This window comes from Nocardia sp. CA-107356, from assembly GCF_050946365.1.
Taxonomy (GTDB): domain Bacteria; phylum Actinomycetota; class Actinomycetes; order Mycobacteriales; family Mycobacteriaceae; genus Nocardia.
Map to the genome: position 1 here is coordinate 953,713 of NZ_CP191992.1, position 20,322 is coordinate 974,034.

At 66.0% G+C, this 20,322-nt stretch carries 25 protein-coding genes; 19 read left to right on the forward strand and 6 right to left on the reverse strand.

What is annotated here, in order from left to right:
- Positions 1–261: 261 nt before the first annotated feature.
- From ACQP1G_RS04525 to ACQP1G_RS04535, 3 genes are all read left to right on the forward strand, one after another.
- Positions 262–900, forward strand: coding sequence for a hypothetical protein (locus ACQP1G_RS04525; RefSeq protein ID WP_433198652.1), 639 nt, complete (start codon positions 262–264; stop codon positions 898–900).
- The gene (locus tag ACQP1G_RS04530) at positions 897–1,163 is read left to right on the forward strand and encodes a hypothetical protein (RefSeq protein WP_433198654.1); all 267 of its coding nucleotides are present in this window, start codon (positions 897–899) and stop codon (positions 1,161–1,163) included. Before ACQP1G_RS04525 ends, ACQP1G_RS04530 begins: the two co-directional genes overlap by 4 nt.
- Before the next feature lie 219 nt (positions 1,164–1,382).
- Positions 1,383–1,613 carry a hypothetical protein gene (locus ACQP1G_RS04535; RefSeq protein ID WP_433198656.1) on the forward strand — a complete coding sequence of 77 codons (231 nt, stop codon included), beginning with the start codon at positions 1,383–1,385 and terminating at the stop codon, positions 1,611–1,613.
- Here ACQP1G_RS04535 and ACQP1G_RS04540 read toward each other — a convergent pair.
- Complete coding sequence (locus ACQP1G_RS04540) at positions 1,610–1,987, reverse strand: hypothetical protein (protein WP_433198658.1); 378 nt, start codon at positions 1,985–1,987, stop codon at positions 1,610–1,612. The two genes, ACQP1G_RS04535 and ACQP1G_RS04540, sit on opposite strands and share 4 nt — an antisense overlap.
- Before the next feature lie 191 nt (positions 1,988–2,178).
- Between ACQP1G_RS04540 and hemL the strand changes: the two genes are divergently transcribed.
- The 9 genes from hemL (at position 2,179) to ACQP1G_RS04585 (ending at position 9,587) form a co-directional block, all read left to right on the forward strand.
- Positions 2,179–3,516 carry a glutamate-1-semialdehyde 2,1-aminomutase gene (hemL, locus tag ACQP1G_RS04545; RefSeq protein WP_433198660.1) on the forward strand — a complete coding sequence of 446 codons (1,338 nt, stop codon included), beginning with the start codon at positions 2,179–2,181 and terminating at the stop codon, positions 3,514–3,516.
- A 68-nt stretch (positions 3,517–3,584) separates the two neighbouring features.
- Positions 3,585–4,244 (forward strand): histidine phosphatase family protein, encoded by a 660-nt coding sequence (locus tag ACQP1G_RS04550; RefSeq protein ID WP_433208143.1) that lies wholly within the window; start codon positions 3,585–3,587, stop codon positions 4,242–4,244.
- Positions 4,241–4,864, forward strand: coding sequence for a TlpA disulfide reductase family protein (locus tag ACQP1G_RS04555; RefSeq protein WP_433198662.1), 624 nt, complete (start codon positions 4,241–4,243; stop codon positions 4,862–4,864). Before ACQP1G_RS04550 ends, ACQP1G_RS04555 begins: the two co-directional genes overlap by 4 nt.
- Positions 4,865–4,935: 71 nt before the next feature.
- Positions 4,936–5,145 (forward strand): hypothetical protein, encoded by a 210-nt coding sequence (locus ACQP1G_RS04560; RefSeq protein WP_433198664.1) that lies wholly within the window; start codon positions 4,936–4,938, stop codon positions 5,143–5,145.
- Positions 5,145–5,978 carry a cytochrome c biogenesis CcdA family protein gene (locus ACQP1G_RS04565; protein WP_433198666.1) on the forward strand — a complete coding sequence of 278 codons (834 nt, stop codon included), beginning with the start codon at positions 5,145–5,147 and terminating at the stop codon, positions 5,976–5,978. Before ACQP1G_RS04560 ends, ACQP1G_RS04565 begins: the two co-directional genes overlap by 1 nt.
- Positions 5,975–7,627 carry a cytochrome c biogenesis protein ResB gene (resB, locus tag ACQP1G_RS04570; protein ID WP_433198668.1) on the forward strand — a complete coding sequence of 551 codons (1,653 nt, stop codon included), beginning with the start codon at positions 5,975–5,977 and terminating at the stop codon, positions 7,625–7,627. Before ACQP1G_RS04565 ends, resB begins: the two co-directional genes overlap by 4 nt.
- 2 nt (positions 7,628–7,629) lie before the next feature.
- Positions 7,630–8,598 (forward strand): c-type cytochrome biogenesis protein CcsB, encoded by a 969-nt coding sequence (gene ccsB / locus ACQP1G_RS04575; protein ID WP_433198670.1) that lies wholly within the window; start codon positions 7,630–7,632, stop codon positions 8,596–8,598.
- A gap of 416 nt (positions 8,599–9,014) precedes the next feature.
- A complete protein-coding gene (locus tag ACQP1G_RS04580; RefSeq protein ID WP_433198672.1) occupies positions 9,015–9,281 on the forward strand; it encodes a hypothetical protein in 267 nt (88 codons plus the stop codon).
- Positions 9,282–9,311: 30 nt separating this feature from the next.
- On the forward strand, positions 9,312–9,587 hold the full coding sequence (locus ACQP1G_RS04585) for a hypothetical protein (RefSeq protein WP_433198674.1): 276 nt from the start codon (positions 9,312–9,314) through the stop codon (positions 9,585–9,587).
- Positions 9,588–9,665: 78 nt separating this feature from the next.
- On the opposite strand, the gene lppU is transcribed toward ACQP1G_RS04585, so the two are convergent.
- Positions 9,666–10,484, reverse strand: a complete 819-nt coding sequence (gene lppU / locus ACQP1G_RS04590) for an LppU family putative lipoprotein (protein ID WP_433198676.1) — start codon at positions 10,482–10,484, stop codon at positions 9,666–9,668.
- A 136-nt stretch (positions 10,485–10,620) separates the two neighbouring features.
- Between lppU and ACQP1G_RS04595 the strand changes: the two genes are divergently transcribed.
- The gene (locus ACQP1G_RS04595) at positions 10,621–11,253 is read left to right on the forward strand and encodes a hypothetical protein (protein ID WP_433198678.1); all 633 of its coding nucleotides are present in this window, start codon (positions 10,621–10,623) and stop codon (positions 11,251–11,253) included.
- Positions 11,254–11,556: 303 nt separating this feature from the next.
- On the opposite strand, the gene ACQP1G_RS04600 is transcribed toward ACQP1G_RS04595, so the two are convergent.
- Positions 11,557–11,760, reverse strand: coding sequence for a hypothetical protein (locus tag ACQP1G_RS04600; RefSeq protein ID WP_433198680.1), 204 nt, complete (start codon positions 11,758–11,760; stop codon positions 11,557–11,559).
- 132 nt (positions 11,761–11,892) lie between these two features.
- Entirely contained in the window at positions 11,893–12,102 is a 210-nt protein-coding gene (locus ACQP1G_RS04605; protein WP_330250627.1) for a BldC family transcriptional regulator, read from the reverse strand.
- A 182-nt stretch (positions 12,103–12,284) separates the two neighbouring features.
- Here ACQP1G_RS04605 and ACQP1G_RS04610 point away from each other — a divergent pair, with 182 nt between their 5' ends.
- From ACQP1G_RS04610 to ACQP1G_RS04630, 5 genes are all read left to right on the forward strand, one after another.
- Positions 12,285–12,635, forward strand: coding sequence for a DUF4229 domain-containing protein (locus ACQP1G_RS04610; RefSeq protein WP_433198682.1), 351 nt, complete (start codon positions 12,285–12,287; stop codon positions 12,633–12,635).
- Positions 12,632–13,717 carry a PLP-dependent cysteine synthase family protein gene (locus ACQP1G_RS04615; RefSeq protein ID WP_433198684.1) on the forward strand — a complete coding sequence of 362 codons (1,086 nt, stop codon included), beginning with the start codon at positions 12,632–12,634 and terminating at the stop codon, positions 13,715–13,717. Before ACQP1G_RS04610 ends, ACQP1G_RS04615 begins: the two co-directional genes overlap by 4 nt.
- A gap of 139 nt (positions 13,718–13,856) precedes the next feature.
- Complete coding sequence (locus ACQP1G_RS04620; protein ID WP_433198686.1) at positions 13,857–14,078, forward strand: helix-turn-helix domain-containing protein; 222 nt, start codon at positions 13,857–13,859, stop codon at positions 14,076–14,078.
- The gene (locus ACQP1G_RS04625; RefSeq protein WP_433198688.1) at positions 14,078–14,656 is read left to right on the forward strand and encodes a Clp protease N-terminal domain-containing protein; all 579 of its coding nucleotides are present in this window, start codon (positions 14,078–14,080) and stop codon (positions 14,654–14,656) included. Before ACQP1G_RS04620 ends, ACQP1G_RS04625 begins: the two co-directional genes overlap by 1 nt.
- A 77-nt stretch (positions 14,657–14,733) precedes the next feature.
- Complete coding sequence (locus ACQP1G_RS04630) at positions 14,734–15,120, forward strand: phage holin family protein (protein ID WP_433198690.1); 387 nt, start codon at positions 14,734–14,736, stop codon at positions 15,118–15,120.
- A 149-nt stretch (positions 15,121–15,269) separates the two neighbouring features.
- On the opposite strand, the gene ACQP1G_RS04635 is transcribed toward ACQP1G_RS04630, so the two are convergent.
- Complete coding sequence (locus tag ACQP1G_RS04635) at positions 15,270–16,142, reverse strand: 1,4-dihydroxy-2-naphthoate polyprenyltransferase (protein WP_355179543.1); 873 nt, start codon at positions 16,140–16,142, stop codon at positions 15,270–15,272.
- Positions 16,143–16,187: 45 nt separating this feature from the next.
- A complete protein-coding gene (locus tag ACQP1G_RS04640; RefSeq protein ID WP_433198692.1) occupies positions 16,188–16,646 on the reverse strand; it encodes an SRPBCC family protein in 459 nt (152 codons plus the stop codon).
- 44 nt (positions 16,647–16,690) lie between these two features.
- On the opposite strand from ACQP1G_RS04640, the gene ACQP1G_RS04645 reads away from it, so the two are divergent.
- Positions 16,691–20,290, forward strand: coding sequence for an AfsR/SARP family transcriptional regulator (locus ACQP1G_RS04645; RefSeq protein WP_433198694.1), 3,600 nt, complete (start codon positions 16,691–16,693; stop codon positions 20,288–20,290).
- The last annotated feature ends 32 nt before the right edge of the window (positions 20,291–20,322 follow it).

The following is a 20,322-nucleotide window of genomic DNA, read 5'->3' on the forward strand; positions in this document are numbered from 1 at the left end:
AATGGGAACCGGTAGTCGTTTGTTACACGTTGTCTTGCTTCTCGCAAGTGCGTCGACCAGATGGCTCCCCAAGATCGGAGGCATCGATGCGAGTGGTGATCCAACAGCCGCAGAGCATTCGACGAGAGCTGCTCGTGCTGAGCCTGCTGATCCTCTTCGGCTTGGTTACCGTCGCGGTGCTGCTGTTGCCCGGCAAGGTCGGCTGATCCGGGACCCGATGTCGCTTTCCGGCGCCCCACTCGGCGCGACCGGGAGCATGGTGTGACCGATACCGCGGATGGCGCGACCATCTTGTTCACGGAACCGGGTGCGCGGTGGCGTTCGGTGACCTACGGGCCGCTGCTGTGTCTGATCGTTTTGATTCTCGAATTGGTGACCGCTGCCCAGGTGCATTGGTTCGCCCTTATTTTCTGTGCCGCGCTGATCGCGGGTTTCGTTGTGCTACAGGTGATCGCGGGGCAGCGGCATGTGAGCGTCGAGCTGACCGATACCGCGCTGCGCGACGGCACCGAGACGTTGCCGCTGACGGCGATCGATGCGGTGCTGCCCGAGCGGGACGAGGAATCCTGGGATGACGAGGATTGGGAGTCGGCGCGTTCACTCGGCGAGTTGAGCGGAGTGCCGCGGCGGCGCAAGGGCATCGGGCTGCGAATGGTCGACGGTGATCTGGTGCAGGCGTGGGCCAAGGATCATCGCGGACTGCGGGCTGCGCTCACCACGGCACTGGGCGGAACCGATCCGAACAAGGTCGGGGACGACAAGGTCGGGGACATGGACAAGGTCGGGGACATGGACAAGGTCGGGGACATGGACAAGGTCGGGGACGTGGACGGATCTGGGGATACGGACCAGGCCGCGCCGACCACCGAGGAACACAGCGAGAACGGAGCGGACCGTTGAAGCGATGGATCGTGCTCGGCGACCGAATGCTCACGGCATTGGTCGAGTTGACGCTCGCACTGGTCTGCGTGGTCTTCGCGGTGGTGAGTTGGCGCAATGGGTTGATCACCACCACCGTCGCCCCGTCGGGCGATGTGCCCGGCTTCGCGGCCACTCGCTATAGCGCCCCGTGGCTGGTCCTGGCCGCCTTCCTGGTCGTGGTGGCCGGTGTGCTCGCCATCGACGCCGTCACGCGGACGGTGCGGGCCGCGCGGTCGCGCTGAATCCGCTGCCCACTCCGGTGGCCTGTCTGCTCGACATCGGTTTCGCGCCGCTCGGCGGAGGCGCCGACTCGTACCGACGCCTGGCGGATGTGGCGCGACTCGGTTACCGTGCAAGTGCCGCGCCGGAGGTGTCTCGGTCGCAACGCTCGGCATTCGGTGAATACTGTTGTGGCCGTTATGCTTTCGGCCGGTGATCAGCACCGTCGTCGACTGGGAGAAATGCTTGTGATTCGTTTTGCCGGGAAAGTGTGTGCGGCGGTTGCCGTGGCGGCCGCGATCGGTGCGGCACCCGCCTGGGCCGCACCGGGACTGCCGCTGGAGCCCACCGAGACCGAGGTAGCCCAGCCGGCACCGATCTTCGTGCCCGATTCGGGCTCGGCGGGTGTCTACAACAACTTCATGTGCCAGCTGCACACCATCTCGGCCTCGGCGCCGTGCATGTACACCTAGTTCCAGTTCTGGTAAATATCCAGCAGGCGGCCGTTCCGGGTGCCCGGCACGTTGAGATACAGCACGACGGTGCCGTCCGGATGGCTGGCCGCCTCCGTGATGACCTGACGCAATGAGGCGTGCACACTGCCGTTTTCGTCGTGGTTGATCATGGTGTCGGCCTTGAGCCCGGCCCCGATCCGGTTGAGCGGCACCACCATGGTGACCAAAGCCGGCAGCGGTCCGTCGCCGAGTGCTGTGGTCTCCGCGTGATTCAGATGTAGCCCGACCCGGTCGGGCTGGGCGATCGGGTCCGCGGCGGCAGCGGACCCGGCGCCGAACGTTACGGCGGCGGCTGCGGCAGAGATCGCGGCACAGATGACGGCAAACCGCATGGGGTCCTCCCGGTCGGTTGGATGGTGCGACAACGCCCTGAGATTACGCACCAGCAATCATTCAGCCACCGATATCGCCCTGAACCGCGATCGGCGTGTTGCGTGCGGAACTCCGGTGTGGCTGCGGTCTGCATCACCTCCACTACACCCTGTCGTCGACTCCTTCGGATCGGGCTGAGACACTGGACGTCGTGAGTTCTTCTCCGCGCGTGACCAGGGCATCAGTGCCGGTCTCGGCACAGCTCTTCGACCGGGCTGCTTCGGTGATTCCGGGTGGTGTCAACTCGCCGGTACGGGCGTTCAAGTCCGTCGGTGGCACACCGAGATTCATCGCATCGGCCAAGGGCTACACGCTCGTCGATGTCGACGGCAACGAATATGTCGACCTGGTGTGCTCCTGGGGACCGATGATCCTGGGCCACGCGCACCCCGAGGTGGTCGAGGCGGTGCAGCGTGCGGCCGTCGGCGGATTGTCCTTCGGCGCGCCCACGGAGGCCGAAATCGAACTCGCCGAGCTGATCGCCGAGCGGATGGCGCCGGTGGACCGGGTCCGCCTGGTCAACTCCGGCACCGAGGCCACCATGAGCGCGGTCCGGCTGGCTCGCGGCTACACCGGCCGCGCCAAGATCATCAAGTTCTCCGGTTGCTATCACGGTCATGTGGACGCCCTGCTCGCCGACGCCGGATCCGGCGTCGCCACGCTCGGCTTGCCGACCTCGCCGGGTGTCACCGGTGCGCAGGCGGGCGACACCATCGTGCTGCCGTACAACGACATCGATGCCGTCGCCGCCGCTTTCGCCGCGCATCCGGGTGAGATCGCCTGCGTGATCACCGAGGCGGCCGCCGGCAATATGGGCGCGGTCGCGCCGCTGCCCGGCTTCAACGAAGGCCTGCGCAGGCTGACCGCCGAGTACGGTGCGCTGCTGATCATGGACGAGGTGATGACCGGATTCCGGGTCAGCCGGTCGGGCTGGTTCGGCCTCGACGGAGTCGCCGGTGACCTGTACACCTTCGGCAAGGTGATGAGCGGTGGGCTGCCCGCCGCCGCGTTCGGCGGGCGCGCCGAGATCATGAATCACCTTGCGCCGCTCGGCCCGGTGTATCAGGCGGGCACCCTCTCCGGTAATCCGGTCGCGGTCGCTGCCGGGCTCGCCTCGTTGCGCGCGGCAGACGACGCGGTGTACGCCGCACTCGATCGCAACGCCCAGCGACTCGGCGGCTTGTTCACCGAGGCGCTCACCTCGGCCGGGGTCGAGCATCAGGTTCAGTTCGCGGGCAATATGGTGAGCGTGTTCTTCGCCGACCGTCCGGTCACCGACTACGCTGCCGCCAAAGCCAGTCAGACCTGGCGTTTCCCCGCTTTCTTCCACGCACTGCTCGATGGCGGCGTGTATGCGCCGCCGAGCGCGTTCGAGGCATGGTTCGTCTCCTCGGCGCTCGACGAGGACGCATTCGACCGTATCGCCGCCGCCCTGCCCGCCGCCGCACACGCGGCCGCGGCCGCCACCCCCGAAGGATCCAGCGCGTGAGTTCCGACCAGGCAGATTCCGAAGAGCGCGAACTACCACAGACCCCTGTCGCGAGCGCCGAGGCCGTCGTGCCCAGCGCCGGGACCTCCGATGACAACGCCGTCGAGACCATCGTGCACGTGCTGCGGCACGGCGAGGTGCACAACCCGAAGGGCATTCTCTACGGTCGCCTGCCCGGGTTCAGCCTCTCGGTGACCGGACGGGCACAGGCCGGTGCGGTGGCGCGGTCGCTGGCCGACCATGACATCGCGCTGGTGATCGCCTCGCCGCTGCAGCGCGCGCAGGAGACCGCCGAGCCGATCGCGCGGCAGCACGGGCTGATCGTGCGCAGCGACGAGAACCTGATCGAGGCGGGTAATACCTTCGAGGGCCTGCGGGTTTCGGTCGGTGATGGCGCGCTGCGCAAGCCGAGGCACTGGTGGAAGCTGCGCGATCCGTTCACCCCGTCCTGGGGTGAGCCGTATCTGCAGATCGCGCACCGCATGCTGGCCGCGGTGAACAAGGCGCGGGTCGAGGCGACCGGACATGAGGCGGTGCTGGTCTCGCATCAGCTGCCGGTCTGGACGCTGCGGCGGTTCCTGCAGGGCCAGCGGCTCTGGCATGATCCGCGCCACCGGCAGTGCTCGCTCGCCTCGCTGACCTCGTTGGTCTACCAGGGTGACACCCTCGTCGACATCGTCTACTCCGAGCCCGCTGGCGGTTCGGATCCCACGGTGCACGGCGCATGAGAACTTCCTCCCGGCCGCTGGCCCGGCGCTGTGCGCCGGTCCTGCTCGCGTGCGTGGCGCTGATTGCCGCGCTCGCGGGTTGTTCGACCGGGAAGGATGCGGTGGCCTCCGGCGGTACGTTCGAATTCGTCTCGCCCGGTGGCAAAACCGATATTTTCTATGATCCGCCCGCCGCGCGTGGCACCATCGGCAAGCTCGCCGGGCCGGATCTGCTGACCTCGGGCAAGACCACCTCGGTCGCCGACTTCCCGGACAAGGTGGTCGTCATCAATCTGTGGGGGCAGTGGTGCGGGCCGTGCCGCGCCGAGGCGCCCGCGCTCGAAAAGGTCTACGAGGCAACAAAGGACAGGGGCGCCGTCTTTCTCGGCATCAATGTCCGTGATTTCCAGCAGGACAAAGCGCAGGATTTCGTCGTCGATAACAAGGTCGGTTATCCGTCCATCTACGACCCGTCCATGCGCACCCTGCTCGCGCTCGGCGGCAACTTCCCGACCAGTGTCATTCCCACCACATTGGTGCTGGATCGGCAACATCGGGTGGCCGCTGTCTTCCTCCGCTCGCTCTTGGCGGAAGACCTCCAACCAATCGTCGAACGCATTGCCGCGGAAGGTTCCCAGTGACCCCGTGGCTGTCGTTCGGCCCATGCCGTAATTACGTCCCGCTCGACATCGAGCGGTAGGAAGGTGCAATCGTGAATCGCGATCGCCGTACTCGTAGCCCGCGTGCTTGTCGCCCGCGGCAGGCCGCTCGTCTCGTTCGCGGTGTCTGGACCGTCGATGACCGGTGGGTCGGCGTCTCCGCCGTGCCACGCAGCGCCGCAGCCGATTCCATGATGGACTTCACCCCCGAATCCGCGCCGGTGCCCGAACACGCCGATCGACCCCCTGTGGAGACCGACTGATGGTGCTTGCCGCAGTGGGTGATTCGTTCCAGCAGACGGCGGCGACGGGGCCGCTGTTGTTGGCACTCGGCGCGTGCGTGCTGGCCGGACTGGTCTCGTTCGCCTCGCCGTGTGTGGTGCCGCTGGTTCCGGGTTATCTGTCCTACCTCGCCGGGCTGGTCGGTGCCGAGGCGCCGCCGGCCACCGCCGCACAGGCCGGAAGCCTTGGCGGCACGGCGGTTTCGGAGCACACTGCGGCACGTACTGGGCGGCTGCGGGTAGCCGGTGCGGCCGGGTTGTTCGTCGCCGGATTCACCGTGGTGTTCGTGCTCGCCACCGCGACTGTTTTCGGCGTCATCCAGACCATGAACGTGAATCGTGAACTGCTGCAGCGGGTTGGGGGCGTGGTCACCATCCTGATGGGTTTGGTGTTCATCGGTCTGGTCCCGGCATTGCAGCGCGATACCCGGATGGAGCCGCGCAGGCTCACCAGCATCGCGGGCGCTCCGCTGCTCGGCGCGGTCTTCGCGCTCGGCTGGACGCCGTGTCTCGGGCCGACACTGTCCGGAGTCATGGCCGTCTCGGCTGGGACCGAGGGGACGACCGCCGTGCGCGGTGTGGCGCTGATCGTCGCCTACTGCCTCGGCCTCGGACTGCCGTTCGTGATCCTGGCCTTCGGTTCGGCGAGTGCGCTGCGCGGTGTCGGCTGGCTGCGGCGCAATTCCCGCACCATTCAGATCATCGGCGGCATGCTGCTGGTCGCGGTCGGCATCGCGCTGGTCACCGGGGCATGGGATCAGTTCGTCGCCTGGGTGCGTGATGCGTTCGTCTCCGAGGTGACGTTGCCGATATGACCGTGATCGACAGACCCGAGGCGTCGGTGACACCGCCGCGCCAATCGCTACCGGGTCGCGCGTGGGCGCTCGTGCGCAATACCTGGCGCGGGCTCACCAGTATGCGCACCGCGCTGGTATTGCTGTTCCTGCTGGCCTTGGCCGCGATTCCGGGTGCGCTGCTGCCGCAGCGAAGTCTCAACGAGGGCAAGGTCGCTCAGTACATCGCCGACCGCCCGACGCTCGGTCCGTGGATGGACCGGTTCCAGCTGTTCGACGTGTTCTCCAGCTTCTGGTTCACGGCAATCTATGCATTGCTGTTCATTTCGCTCGTCGGCTGCATTCTGCCGCGCTGCCTGGACCACTACCGCGCGCTGCGCACGCCGCCGGTTCGGGCGCCGCGCAACCTGTCTCGGCTGCCGCACCATTACTCCGAGACCATCGACGGCACACCGGACGCGGTGCTGCAGCATGCGCGCAAAGAACTGCGCGGCTGGCGCACCGAGGTGCGCGCGGGCACTCACGATGGCGAGATCACCCTCTCCGCGGAAAAGGGCTACACCCGCGAACTCGGCAACCTCGTCTTCCATCTCGCCCTGGTCGGACTGCTCGTCGCCATCGCGGTCGGCAAACTCTTCGGCTACGAGGGCAGTGTGATCGTCATCGCGAACAACGGTCCCGGCTTCTGCACCACCTCGCCCGCGGTCTTCGACTCGTTCAAGGCGGGCAATATCAACGACGGCACCGGCATGGCGCCGCTATGCGTGCGGGTCAAGGATTTCAAGGCCGATTACCTGACAAACGGCCAGGCCGAGATGTTCACCTCGAATATCGAATACCAGGCCGGCGCCGATCTACAGAGCAATGCCTGGCGCGATGCGCAGATCCAGGTGAACCATCCGCTGCGCGTCGCGGGGGATCGGCTGTACCTGCAGGGCCACGGTTTCGCGCCGACGTTCACAGTGACGTTCCCGAACGGGCAGACCCGAACCGAGACCGTCCAGTGGCGGCCCGATAACGCACAGACCTTCCTGTCCAGCGGTGTGCTGCGGATCGATCCGCCCGGCGGCATGTACGCGACCGACGAAGAACGCCGCAAGAACCAGATCGCGATCGAGGGCCTGTTCGCGCCGACTGCCCTACTGCACGGCAGCTTGCTGACCTCGTCGTTCCCGACCATGAACGATCCGGCCGTCGCGGTGGACGTCTACCGCGGCGACACCGGTCTCGACACCGGTAAGCCGCAGTCGCTGTTCGCGCTGGATCCCGAGCAGATCAAGCAGGGTCGACTGACCAAGGAGGCCAGGGTCAACCTGCGCCCCGGCGAGTCGACCACCCTGCCCAACGGCACCAAGGTCACCTTCGACAGTGCGCAGGAGTTCGTTAACCTGCAGGTATCGCATGATCCGGCACAGCAGTGGGTGCTGGTGAGTGCGCTGGCCATGATGGCCGGGCTGCTGGTGTCGCTGCTGGTGAAGCGGCGGCGCATCTGGATCCGCGTCTACCCCGCCGACGACGATGCCGGTACCGTTGACAAACGACGCACCGTAGTAGAGATGGGCGGGCTCGCCAGAACCGATCAGGCGGGCTGGGGCGGCGAATTCGATCGCCTGCGCAAGCGCCTGCTCGATGACCAATCCGCCGCGCCCATGGACCGACCGGGAGAGTGACCATGCCGATCGACGAGACCATCGCCCAGTACAGCGATCTCGCCTTCAAATCGGCGATCGTCGTGTACGCGCTGGTGCTGGTGCTGCTGATCGTGCAGTACGCGGCGGCGCGGACACAGAAGGTCGTCGCGCGCGAACTGGTGACCGTGGGTGGCGGCGCTGATCGTCCCGCCGTGCCCGGGCGGGTCGAGACGCCGCAAGCCAAGCCGTTCGCCGAACGCGCGGGCAATATGGCGTTCTCGGTGCTGTTCGTCGCCATCGCCCTGCACGTGACCTCGATCGTGTTGCGCGGCTTCGCGACTCATCGCTTCCCGCTCGGCAATATGTACGAATTCGTCACCATGGCGACCGCCGCGGCCGCCGTCGTCGGCATGGTGTTCCTGCGCGAACAGCGCTACCGCTCGATGTGGGTATTCCTGCTCGTCCCGATCCTGATCCTGCTGTTCCTGGCGGGCACCCTGCTCTACGCCGACGCGGCACCCGTTGTGCCAGCGCTCAAATCGTTCTGGCTGCCCATCCACGTCACCATCGTCAGCATCGGCAGCGGTGTCTTCCTGGTCTCCGGCATCGCCAGCCTGCTGTTCCTGTATCGCCTGCGCCAGCCCGAAGGCGCCGAATCCGACAATATCCTCGGCACCATCGCCCGCCGCCTCCCCGACGCCCGCGCCCTGGACCGCCTCGCCTACAAAACCACCATCATCGGCTTCCCCCTCTTCGGCGCAGGTGTCATCCTCGGCGCCATCTGGGCCGAAGCCGCCTGGGGCCGCTTCTGGGGCTGGGACCCCAAGGAGACCTGCTCCTTCATCGCCTGGGTCCTGTACGCCGCATATCTGCACGCCCGCGCGACATCGGGTTGGCGCGACACCAAGGCCGCCTACATCAACATCGCGGGTTTCGTCGCGATGCTCTTCAACCTGTTCATCATCAACATCGTGATCAGCGGGTTGCACTCGTACGCGGGGCTGAACTAGAGGGCGTTATCTGCCGGAACTGCAGATCAGGCCGGTACGAGCAGCGGCGCGTGTAGCTGCTCCGGCATGGCGTCGTGTAGCGCCCAGACCTGCTAGGTCGTCGCGACGTATGGCGTGGCAGCCCGGCGTCATCGATCGTTCACGCTGATGTTCGTAGGTCAGGCTCCGTGTGCGTTCTCGCTTTCCTTCTGTCCGGCCGCCACACACGACCCTCGAAGCATCCGGGCGCGCGAATCCGGGGCCGACGGCCTCGGTGTGTGAAATCCAGGACGCGAGGCCCGGAGTTCAACAGGCCCGGAATTCAGGTACATCTGCGCAGACCCCAGAAGTCGTGGCACCTACAAGTCCGGCTGTCGGGCGCTATCAAGCCTGGTTAACGTGCTACGCGACAAGCGAATTCGAAGATAGGACAGTTCATGAAGAGGACAGTTGTCGGGTGTGTGGCCGTGGTGGCGTTCGCCCTCGGGGGCGGCGCGGCATTGGGTTCCGCAGCGGCGTCGCCCGGTGTTGCGCTGGAACCGGCCCCGGCGAACACCGCGCAGACGGCGGCTGCCACGGCCGGTGGTACGGGATTGGCCACGGGATCTGCCGATGCCCCGGTGAAGGTGCTCAAACTGCTGGGAATCACCTCGATGTGCACCTTGTCCGCCAACTTTGTGGGGTGCAACGGGATGCCGTGGTGACCACCGCGTGCTGATCGCGTTCCATCAGCAGTGGGCCAGCGAGGCTGCACAGCCTCGCTGGCCCACTGCTGTAAACGCCTCGGCATTCTGTGGCCACCTGGGGCGCTGCCGGTCGAGCTGCTGGTGGAGGCCGTCGGTCTGGAATTGCCCGTGGTCGCAGTGCCGTTCATCAATCGAGCATTGCTGAGTTTCCCTGCCGTGCGGGAGGCGGTACGCAAGCTTTCGGAGTGGGGCGTGACCATGGTGATCGAAGATCCACTGCACGAGCCGGAAGGAGACAGCGACCCTGTCGACCATTTCCCATAGGCGGCGGCGTGGCGGTCGCTACTCGATCATCCTTGGCTGTCGATCGGCGAATAGTCGTCGGTGACAGCGCTGGCGGAGCTACAGCCGGTGGACGCAGACTACGAATTGGCGTTGTTGGTAGACGATTCCGCTGTCGCTGGCTGAGCAGACGTTGACATTTGCGGTGTTCTGTTTGATTTCGACTACACGGACGCCGTTGGGGATGTCCTTGGCGGCGCAGTCGATGCGCTTGGGGTTGTCCTTGTTCGGGTCCATGCAGCCGCCGACTACCCAGTCGATGTCCAGGCAGAGGGCGGCGCGGTTGATACCGCGCAGCGTGTCGTTGAGGGTACGGTCGGCATCGCTGGGGCAGGCGGAGTTCTCGGTTGCCTTCTCGATGATCTTGTAGTTGGAAGTCGCGCTGCCACAGGTGGCCTTGCCGAGAGTGGCGGTGTCGCCGCTGTGGCCGATCTCGACGCAGTCACCGATCTCCACCTTCAGGCCGCCGGCGATTTTGTCGAAGGTGCTGCGGATGGCAGAGGTGGTCGGCGGTGCCTCGGTGGTGGTCAGTGGCTCGTCGGAGGTCGACGGTAGTGCCGATGTCGTTGGCACGGCGTCATTCTGGGCCGCTGGCGAGGGGCCGCCGCCGGTGGACTTGTCATTGCTCAGCGACATCGCGGCCACCGCCACGACAGCAGCCGCCAGCGCGGTCACCGCGATGAAGACCGTCAAGGTCACACCGGCACGGACACGTTGACGCGACACCTGACGTCCTCCAGGGCTGTTCGAACTCGCGCGCGGAGATCCGAAGTTGAATGTTGCATTTTGATTGAGCACGTCATGCCTACACCATCCGGCGCGCGCCGTCGAGTCATCCCATTTTTGGGGATAGGCAAGATACCCGTCTGAAACGATCATGGGTCGGATGTTGGGGTAACAATCATATAACGATGACCGTTTGGGGGTGTGCGAATTACGGTGTGGGGCAACAAGCTACGTGGCGCTAGACGCGTCAACCGGCTACCGGGGCCGGTGCTGTCAGAAGGAAACCTTGATGAAGTTCGGCCTGCTCGCCGCCACTCTCGTGTCCATCGCAGCCGTAGGAATCGCGGCGGGAACTGCGAATGCCAAGCCAGCGGAAGTCGCCGAAGAGGTGTCGGCGTCAGGTGTCGAGCAGGGAATCGGCTACCGCACGGTGCTTTCCGACGCCAAGGACGCCAAGGACGCCAAGGACGGGCACCGGGTGATGACCACCGCCGTCGACAGCGGCAAGTTCGAACTCGCCGACAATGACACCAAGGTCCTGCTGAAGTCCGACGCCGGCGCCGTGGTCGCCGAGGTCCCGCTGACCTATGAGCTCTCCGGTACGCACGTCGCGGTCGATCAAGCGATCACCGATGACGGCCGAACCCTCGCTCTCACACCGAAACTGACCGCCAAGAACATCGGCGAGATGCAGCCCGTCAGCTCGATGGCCCGGCTGACCAACGAAATCAACAAGAACATCGTCGGCATGGTCGTCGGCGGCGTGCTCGGCCTCATTGTCGGCGCCATCGTGGGCGTCTTCTTCTTCAGCATCATCACCGGCCCGATCGGCGCCGTCGTCGGCGCGATCGCCGGCGGTTACATCATGGGCGGGCAGTCGTTCATGGACGCCATGATGGCAGTCGTCAACGGCGAGCCGTGATCGATATCGGGCTGAACGTTGCCGGGTGCGGTCGAGGCTGAACGCAAGGCCTGGCGCACATTCAGTGACTGCCTCGCAAAGGCTCATCTGGTGCGAAGTAGTCACTGGATGTGCGAGAGGCGATGATTCGCGCAGCGCGCAGTCAGGTAGATCGTGCGGCCGATTTGGTTGCGTGACTAGAGGATTCGTGCTTGCACTGGTCCGTGGACAGCCGCCTCCAGCAACCATCGAGGCATTCGACCCGATACGGCCCGAAACCCACTACCCGCGCGCCATCCAGCGTTGGCTACGAGACCACTCGACTCAGCGCTCGGCAGGCCCGTCGCCATCCCGATGCTGGCGCGAGATGCGCCAGAGAAATTCGGGGTCGTCATCCGGCCCCTTGATGCGCTTGCGTTGTGGTGAACGCGCGGGTGGAGCGCTGGGTCCGGTTTTCTCGGGGCCGAACGCCTTCCAGCACAACACCGCGACTGCCACAACTGCGATGAGTGCCAACAGGTACGTCACGTCGCTCACCTCCTGCTAACGAGGGTAGTCGCGTGCGTAGCCTTCGAACACTGCAGATGCGAAATTCACACTGCAGGGTGGGTGCGGGCCCCTGGGCAGGAGCGCATCGCTACGGGCCCGCGTTGGCCACGATCAGCGTGCGGTGGCCTCGGTGGTCAGCGACCTGAGCAGTTGGAGCACTTCGGACTCGCGGAAGCGACGGTGCCCGCCCGGTGTACGCAGGGACCCGAGGCGCCCGGCGTGGGCCCAGCGGGTGACCGTCTTCGGATCGACGTGGAACATGGCGGCCACTTGGCCCGGTGTCAGCAGGGTGTCCTGGCCGCCGACGGTGATCGCAGTCATAGCAAACCTCTCCGTTCTCGACAGTTCCCTCATCAGATGGCGCCATCGTTGCACTGCGACCCCTAGGTACTCGAACCACCTACAGTTGGTAAAGGGGAAGTAATAGACAAAACGGATAGGCGCCCGTACCTCGGTAGGAGGCGTCGCCGATGGCGGCCTCAGCTTCGCATAGGCTGGACGACGTGAGTGAGGCAACTCCACCGAAGGGTGACCCAGGACAGCAAACGGCTGGCACCGGTGCGCGGCTGGCCCGCAATCTGGCGCTGTACACGCTCGCCAGGCTGGGTTTGGTCGTCGTCATCACCGCCGCGATCATCGGCGTGGCTCGGCTCGTCTCGGTGGATATCCCACTGGTGGTCGCCGCCCTGTTCGCATTGATCATTGCGATGCCGCTGTCGCTGACCCTGTTCAAGAAGTTGCGCGCGCGGGTCAACGAGGACATCGCGATCGTCGATGCGAAGCGCCGTCAGGACAAGGCGCAGCTGCGCGCCCGGCTGCGCGGCGATGACGACCCGACCGGGGCGGCTTCGTGAAGTACTGCGATCGCAGTACCCCGCGCGGCTGGGTCGACAATGCCGTGCGCCTCATCGAGGCCGATACCCAGCGCAGCGCCGATACCCACCTGCTCCGATACCCGTTGCCCGCCGCGTGGCGCGTCCAGCTGTACCTGAAGGACGAGTCCACCCACATCACCGGCAGTCTCAAGCACCGGCTGGCGCGGTCGCTGTTCCTGTATGCGATCTGCAACGGCTGGGTCACCGAGGGCACCACGGTGGTGGAGGCGTCCTCCGGTTCGACGGCGGTCAGCGAGGCGTATTTCGCCAAACTGCTCGGCGTCGATTTCGTCGCGGTGATGCCAGCGAGCACCTCGCCGCAGAAGATCGAGTTGATCGAAGCCCAGGGCGGACGTTGCCATTTTGTGCAGCGCCCACCGGATATGTACACCGAGGCAGCCCGGCTGGCCGCCGAATGCGGCGGTCACTACATGGACCAGTTCACCCACGCCGAGCGCGCCACCGACTGGCGCGGCAATAACAACATCGCCGAATCCATCTTCGAACAGATGGAATTGGAGGCGCATCCGGTGCCCGACTGGATCGTGGTCGGCGCGGGCACCGGCGGTACCAGCGCCACCATCGGCCGCTACATCCGCTACCACCGCTTCCCGTCGAAGCTCGCCGTCGTCGACCCGGAGAACTCCGCGTTCTACGGCGGCTACGAGACCGCCGACGCTGGATACCAGACCGGAATGCCTTCGCGGATAGAGGGAATCGGCCGCCCACGGGTGGAGCCGTCCTTCGTCGGCCAGGTGGTGGACCGGATGATCGAGGTCCCCGACGCCGCATCGATCGCCACCGCCAGGCATGCGAGTCGCGTAATCGGCCGTCGCGTAGGCGGTTCCACCGGCACCAACCTGTGGGGCGCCTTCGCGCTCATCGCCGAAATGATGGCCGCCGGTCGCTCCGGCAGCGTAGTGACGCTGCTCTGCGACGGCGGAGATCGCTATGCCGGAACATATTTCGACGACGCATGGGTCCAGGCGCAAGGGATGAGCCTCGCCGAACCCGCGGCGATCCTGGACAAGTTCGCCGCCACCGGAATCTGGTCCGGCTAGCCGCTGCACGCATTTCCGCAACCCCGTCATCTCGGTCGTAGCGCCGGGGCGGCGGGGTTTTGCGCTTTCTCTGGCAGCGAATCTCGGTATCGTCAATTTTTGTTGACAACTCGCGATGTCGTCAATCAAAATTGACGGCATGACTGAAGCAACCACCCTGGCGGCCGCCGCGGGCAGCCCCGACCCCAAGGTCGGGCTGCGCGCTGTGCTGGCAATGCGTCGGCTGCTCGAACGTCTAGAGGCGATCCAGGTGACCAATGCCCGCGAACAGGGGTGGTCATGGCAGGCGATCGCGGAGGCGCTCGAGGTCAGCAAGCAGGCGGTCCACCAGAAATACAACCGGAGAGGCGGGAACCGCTGATGTTCGAACGGTTCAGCAGGGCGGCGAAGATCGCGATCATCAGCGCTCAGGAGGACGCGCGCGAGCTGCGCGCGGCAAGGATCGAGGTGGAGCATGTGCTGCTCGGCGTGTTGTCACAGGGCGAGCCGGAGTTGAAGACGCTGCTCGAAGAGGTGGGCGTCACGCATCGGGACGCCCTGAAAGCCCTTGGCGAACAGGGGAAAGGTCAACCGCTGGGTGCGGAGGACGCCGAGGCGTTGCGCTCGATCGGCATCGACCTGGACGCGGTGCGGGAGAGTCTCGAGGCGACCTTCGGTGAGGACGCACTGGAGCGGGCGGTACCCGAGGAGCGATCCAGATTCGGTCGCGGTCGCGACCGGAATTGGGGTCACATCCCGTTCACCAGGGATGCGAAGAAGGTGCTGGAACTGGGATTGCGAGAAGCGCTGGCCCGCAAGGACAAGACCATCGAATCCGGGCATCTGCTGCTCGGCATTCTGCGCGCGCCCAACGAGAACACCACCCGCATCCTCGGCGGTGCGCAGGCGATCGATGAGCTGCGGCCGAAGGTGCACGCACTGCTCGATCGTGCCGCGTGAGGGTTCGGGCATGTGCTCGCCACCGGATTCGCGTTTTGTGGCAGCACGTGCCCGCCCGTCGGGCCTAGCATCATGGCATGCAGCTCCTGATTCGGTTGATCATCAACGCAGTGGCCATCTGGCTGGCCGCCGCCTGGGTCGACAAGATCGAAATCCTCAGCCCCGAAGACAAGGGCAATGGCGGCAAAGTCATTGTCATCCTGGCCGTCGCGGTGGTTTTCACCCTGGTGAACGCCGTGGTCAAGCCGATCGTGAAACTTCTATCGCTGCCGTTGGTCATCGTCACCCTCGGCCTGTTCCTGCTCGTGATCAACGCGCTGATGCTGTGGCTGACCGCGAAGATCAGCGAGACCACCGACTACGGCCTGCGCGTCGACGGCTTCTGGGCCGCCGTCTGGGGCGGCATTATTGTCGCGGTGGTCAACTGGATCCTCGGCGTCCTGGTACCGGACGGCGACGACTAGCAGCTGCGCGCCGCGCTCACCATTCGTTCAATGGCGGAATGGGTCTGAGTGTGCCTTCTTCGAACGAACGAGGCGGAAAGTGCCGGATTCTGCCGGAAAGTGCACGTTCAGATCCATCCGCGACAACCCGGTGTCGCGCGTCGAAGTCGCTAACCCGCGATTCCGAGCGCCAAGGCCGTAACCGCCGACCACACCAGCAGCGCCAACCCCGAATCGCGCAGGGCCGGAATCAATTCCAGCCCACCCTTACCCGAGCGCACCGGTGCGTTGGCGCGCACCGCCAGCGGCACTGCGACCAGCCCGACCAACGCCCACGGCGTGCGGACGACCAACAGCAGCGTGGCGATGAACGGCACCGCGAGCAGCGCCAAGTGCAGTGTGCGGGTGCGTGGATCGCCGAGTTTGACCGCGAGGGTGACCTTCCCGGATTCGGTATCGGTCGGGATATCGCGCAGATTGTTGGCGACCAGCACCGCACTGGAGAACGCCCCGACCCCGACCGCAAGCACCAGACCCGCCCATTCGATCCGCTCGGCCTGCACGAATTCGGTGCCGAGCACGCCGATCAGACCGAAGAATACGAATACCGCCAACTCACCGAAACCGCTATAGCCGTACGGCTTGCTGCCACCGGTGTAGTACCAGGCCCCGGCCAGGCAGGCCGCCCCGACGAGCAGCAACCACCACGCAGTCGCGATGACCAGTACCAGTCCGAAGACCGCACCGATGGCCAGGCTGATGATCGCCGCATTCTTGACCGCGGCGGGGGAGGCGAGCTTCTGCCCGACCAGCCGCAGCGGACCGACGCGCACGTCATCGGTGCCGCGGATGCCGTCGGAGTAGTCGTTGGCGTAATTCACCCCGATGATCAGGGCCAGCGAGACCAGCAGCGCGAGAACGGCTTTCCACCACACCGCGCCATCGATGGACGCGGCCGCGCCGGTGCCGGCAAGGACAGGGGCGATCGCGTTCGGCAGGGTACGGGGCCGTGCGCCCTCGATCCATTGCGCTGCAGTAGCCATGTCCGCAGCCTAGTGCGCGGCGGCGGTGCCGGCTGCTCGGGCGGCTCAGTTGGCCTCGGCGGCCGCCTTCAACCGGTCGAGGCCCTTCTCGAAGTCCTTCCCGATCATGTTGTCGATCGGGAAGACCTTCCCGATCAGCCCCATCAGGCCCTGGTGCTGCCCCGTCATCCGCCAGACCACCTCGGTGCCGCCCTCGACGGGGTTCAGCTCGAAGGTCGTCTTATTGGTGGCCTTGAACGGCTTCTCGAAGGCGAGTCGGATGCCGATCTCCCGATCGTCGCTGGAGGTGATCTCCATACTGCCGCGACCGGCCTTGCGGTTGCCGTCCCAGGCGTATTGCGCGCCGACTCCGGTGTCCGGCCCGGAGTACTTGCGCTGCAGCTGCGGATCGACATCCTCCCAGGGCGACCACTTGGTCCACTCGTGGAAGTTATCGATCAGCCCATGAATGCGCGCGGGCTCGGCCGTGATCACGGCCTGGCGGACGATTTCGAACTCAGCCATGAGTTCAGCGTAAGTGACGCACCGCTCGGAACAGGGAGAAAACCATGTCAGCCTGGCTGGGTGGGCTCGCATACGATAACGACGGAATGTTTCTCGACCAGAGCGGCCCGGACGGCCGCAGTCAAACCCTCACGACGCCCGCAGGCGAATCGGTCGTAGTGGCCCTGCTGGGCGAAATCGCGCTACGCCGAGACGGTGCGCTCATGGCGCTACCAGGGGCGCGGTCGCGGCTGCTGCTCGCGGCGCTTGCCCTGCGCCCCGGCCGCAGCCGCAGCGCCCAAGCGCTGATCGATGAGGTGTGGGGTGAGCAGCCGCCGCGGGCGCCGATGAACGCGCTGCACACCCAGGTGTCGCGGCTGCGCGCGGCGCTACCGGATGCGGCGCTGGAGATCGGTCCGGCGGGCTACCGCCTCACGCTGACCGCCGATCAAGTCGATTTGACCCTCGTGGACGACCTGGTGCGCGCGGCCCGCGCCAAACAAGCCAACGGTGACCACGCCGGATGTCTCGCGGTACTGGCCCAGGCCAGATCGCTCTGGCGCGGCGAGCCCGGTGCCGACTTATCCCCGGGCGACCTCGCCGACGAACTGCGCACCGCGGCCGCGCACCGGTGGTCCGAGCTGGCAGCGATCGAGGTCGCCGCCCGGGTCGCCAGCGGTGATCTCGACGGCGCGGTGGCGATCACACGCCGAAGTGCGGCCTCGAAGCCGCTCGACGAGGCCGCACACGCCACCTTGATGCGGTTGCTCGCCGCGGCCGGTCGGCCGAATGAAGCCCTCGATGTCTTCGCATCGATCCGCGGGCGACTGGTCGAAGAACTCGGCGCGGATCCGGGCCCGGCGTTGGTGGAGCTGAATACTGCGATTCTGCGCGGTGATCCGGTGCCCGGCTTCGCATTGCGGACCGATCATGGTGGGGTCGTGCCGAATCCGGCGCCCGCTATGAATTCGGTCACATCGGGTGATCCGACGGTAGCAGTCACGGCAGGGGATTCTGCCGCGCGGAATTCCACTGGGCGGCATTCGGTGGCGCTGGATTCGATTGGACGAGTTTCGGGTTCGGCCGCTGCCGCATCGTCGAGTGTCCTCTCCGCGATCGGTTTGCGCGCGGCCCCCAACGCTCTGCTCGGACGTGCCGCCGATCTGGATGCACTCGAGCAACTGCTGCACCGCTCCCGGGTGACGACCGTCCTCGGCCCCGGCGGCACCGGAAAGACCAGGGTGGCCAACGAATTGGGCGCGCGGGTCGCGCGCAGCGAATCCGTGGTGCTGGTGGAGTTGGCGTCGGTGCGGGCCGATACAGCCGCCGACGCCGATCCGCGTGCCGATGTCGAGGCGGCGATCAGCACAGCGCTCGGCCTCGGTGAGATTGTCCGGGAGACGGCATGGCGGCGCTCCACCGGCTACAGCGATGCCGGTCGGCGATTGCGCGATGCGCTCGCCGCCCGCTCGACGTTATTGATCTTGGACAACTGTGAGCATCTGATCGACGCGGTCGCCGAAGTGGTAGCCGATCTGGTCGGTAGCTGCGACCAGCTCAGTGTCCTTACCACCAGCCGAGCGCCACTGGCGATCACCGCGGAAACGGTCTATCCGCTGGCGCCCTTGGCAATCGACGCGGCCGGATCACCCGCCACCGAGCTGTTCATGGCCAGAGCGCGTGCGGTGCGGCCGACAGTGCGTCTGGATCCCGCCGTGGTGGCCCGGCTGTGCGGCACACTGGACGGCCTGCCGCTGGCCATCGAACTCGCGGCCGCCCGCGTGCGGACCATGAGCGTCGAGGAAATCGAAACGCGCCTGGAACACCGATTCGCCTTGCTGCGCAGCGGAGATCGCTCGTCGCCGGAACGCCATCGCACCTTGCACGCGGTGATCGCGTGGAGCTGGAATCTGCTCGAAGAGTCACAACAGATCGCCTTGCGCCGGCTGTGTCGTTTTCCGGCCGGGTTCACCCTCGATGCCGCCGAAGTGGTGGCGGGCGGCCCGGATGTCGACGATGTGGCCACTGCCGTGGACGGACTGGTCAGCCAGTCCCTGCTGACCGTCCTGGATGACGACGAGAGCCTGATCGGCACCCGCTACCGCATGCTGGAAACGGTCCGAGAATTCGGTGAGGAACAGCTCGCACTGACCGGATCCGATGCGGCGGCCGGCATTTCGGGTGCGGTCGACGAGCGTCCCGTGGTGATGGATCGGATGTCGCGCTGGGCCCGTGATTATTCGATCGCCACGGTGCGCCGTTATCTCTCCGACGAGCAGGTGGCCACCGTGCTCTCGGTCGGTGCGGAACTCGACAACCTCGTCACGGTGCTGCGATATGCGTTGGAGCGCAGGGACGCGCGCACGGTGTACCGGATCTTCCCGATCGTCGGCACGCTATGGGTAATGCGTGGTGCGCATATGGAGCTGAGCGGTTGGGCGCGCCGGATACTCGGCCTGGCGCCCGAACCCGGCCCGGTGCGCGGTACGGTCGCCGATCTGCAGATGCTCGCGCATCTGCAGATCGGTATGCACATGGCGTACCTGGGCGGCGGTCTGCGTCAGGTGGCGACCGCGCGGGCGCGGATCCGTCGATTGCTGCGCACCGCAGTCGATCTCAATAGTGGAGCGCGCTTTCTCGGCGTCATGGCCTGCGGGGACGCGTCGGGTTCGGACGCGCCCAGGCTGTTCGCCGACGGTGCCCGGTCATCCGACCCCGTGGTGCGCGCCGCGGCGGTGTTCATGCGCGCGAATGTCCGGGAAAACTCCGGCCATGTCTACGGCTCTACCCGGGACGCGAAGGCGGCCTTGCGGCTGATCGAGGGCACCGATATCTGGGGCACGGCGATGGTTACCCAGCACCTCGGGCAGCTTGCCGGACAGACCGCGCACTATGCCGATGCGGTGGACTACTACCGCCGGGCAGCTGAGCTGTTGCGGGAGTTGCGTGCCCACGAAGAAGCCGTCGAGATACGCAGCTATCTTGCGGTTTCGCTGATCGGTACGGGTCGCCTCGCCGAAGCGCGGCGGGAGTTGGGCTTCGCGCTCGGCGCTGCGGATGGTGATCCGGCGCACGGTACCGCGGTCGACGATCCGCACATCCGACGCAACCCCCGCCTGGCACCGGTTGTCATCGGAATGGCGGAACTCGAACTGGCCGAGGGCGAAATCGACGCCGGACTGCGCCATTATCGTCGGGCACTGGACCTGTACGGCTGGCCCGATGACGAACCGATGCCCGGTCCGGGCATTCTGATGACCGCAAGCGCGGCCGTGGACGCGTATGTGCTGCACGGCCGGGCGGCGGCGGCGGCCGATATCGCGCGTACGCTGGTTCGGCTCGCGACGGGCCGACTCGGGCAGTTCTACGACCTGCCACAGATCGGTGCGGTCGGCAACGCGGTCGGAACGTTTTATCTCGCGGTCCAACGCGATTCGGAGATCGGCCTGGAATTGGTCTCACTGGCCTGCAAAATGGTGGCGCGACAGGATAATCCGTCCGCCGAATTGCGGCGGCACGTGGCTTTGCACCGAACAACGGTGGGGGAAAAGCGCTTCGACGAAGCACTGACCCGGGCCGCCGGGATGCGTCGACGGCAAGGTGCGGCGCGGATTCTCGAACTCCTGCAGGAATTGTCCTATGACAACGAAAGTCGCGGTGGGTGACTTGTCGTCACCCACCGCGACTTTCGGGTAGC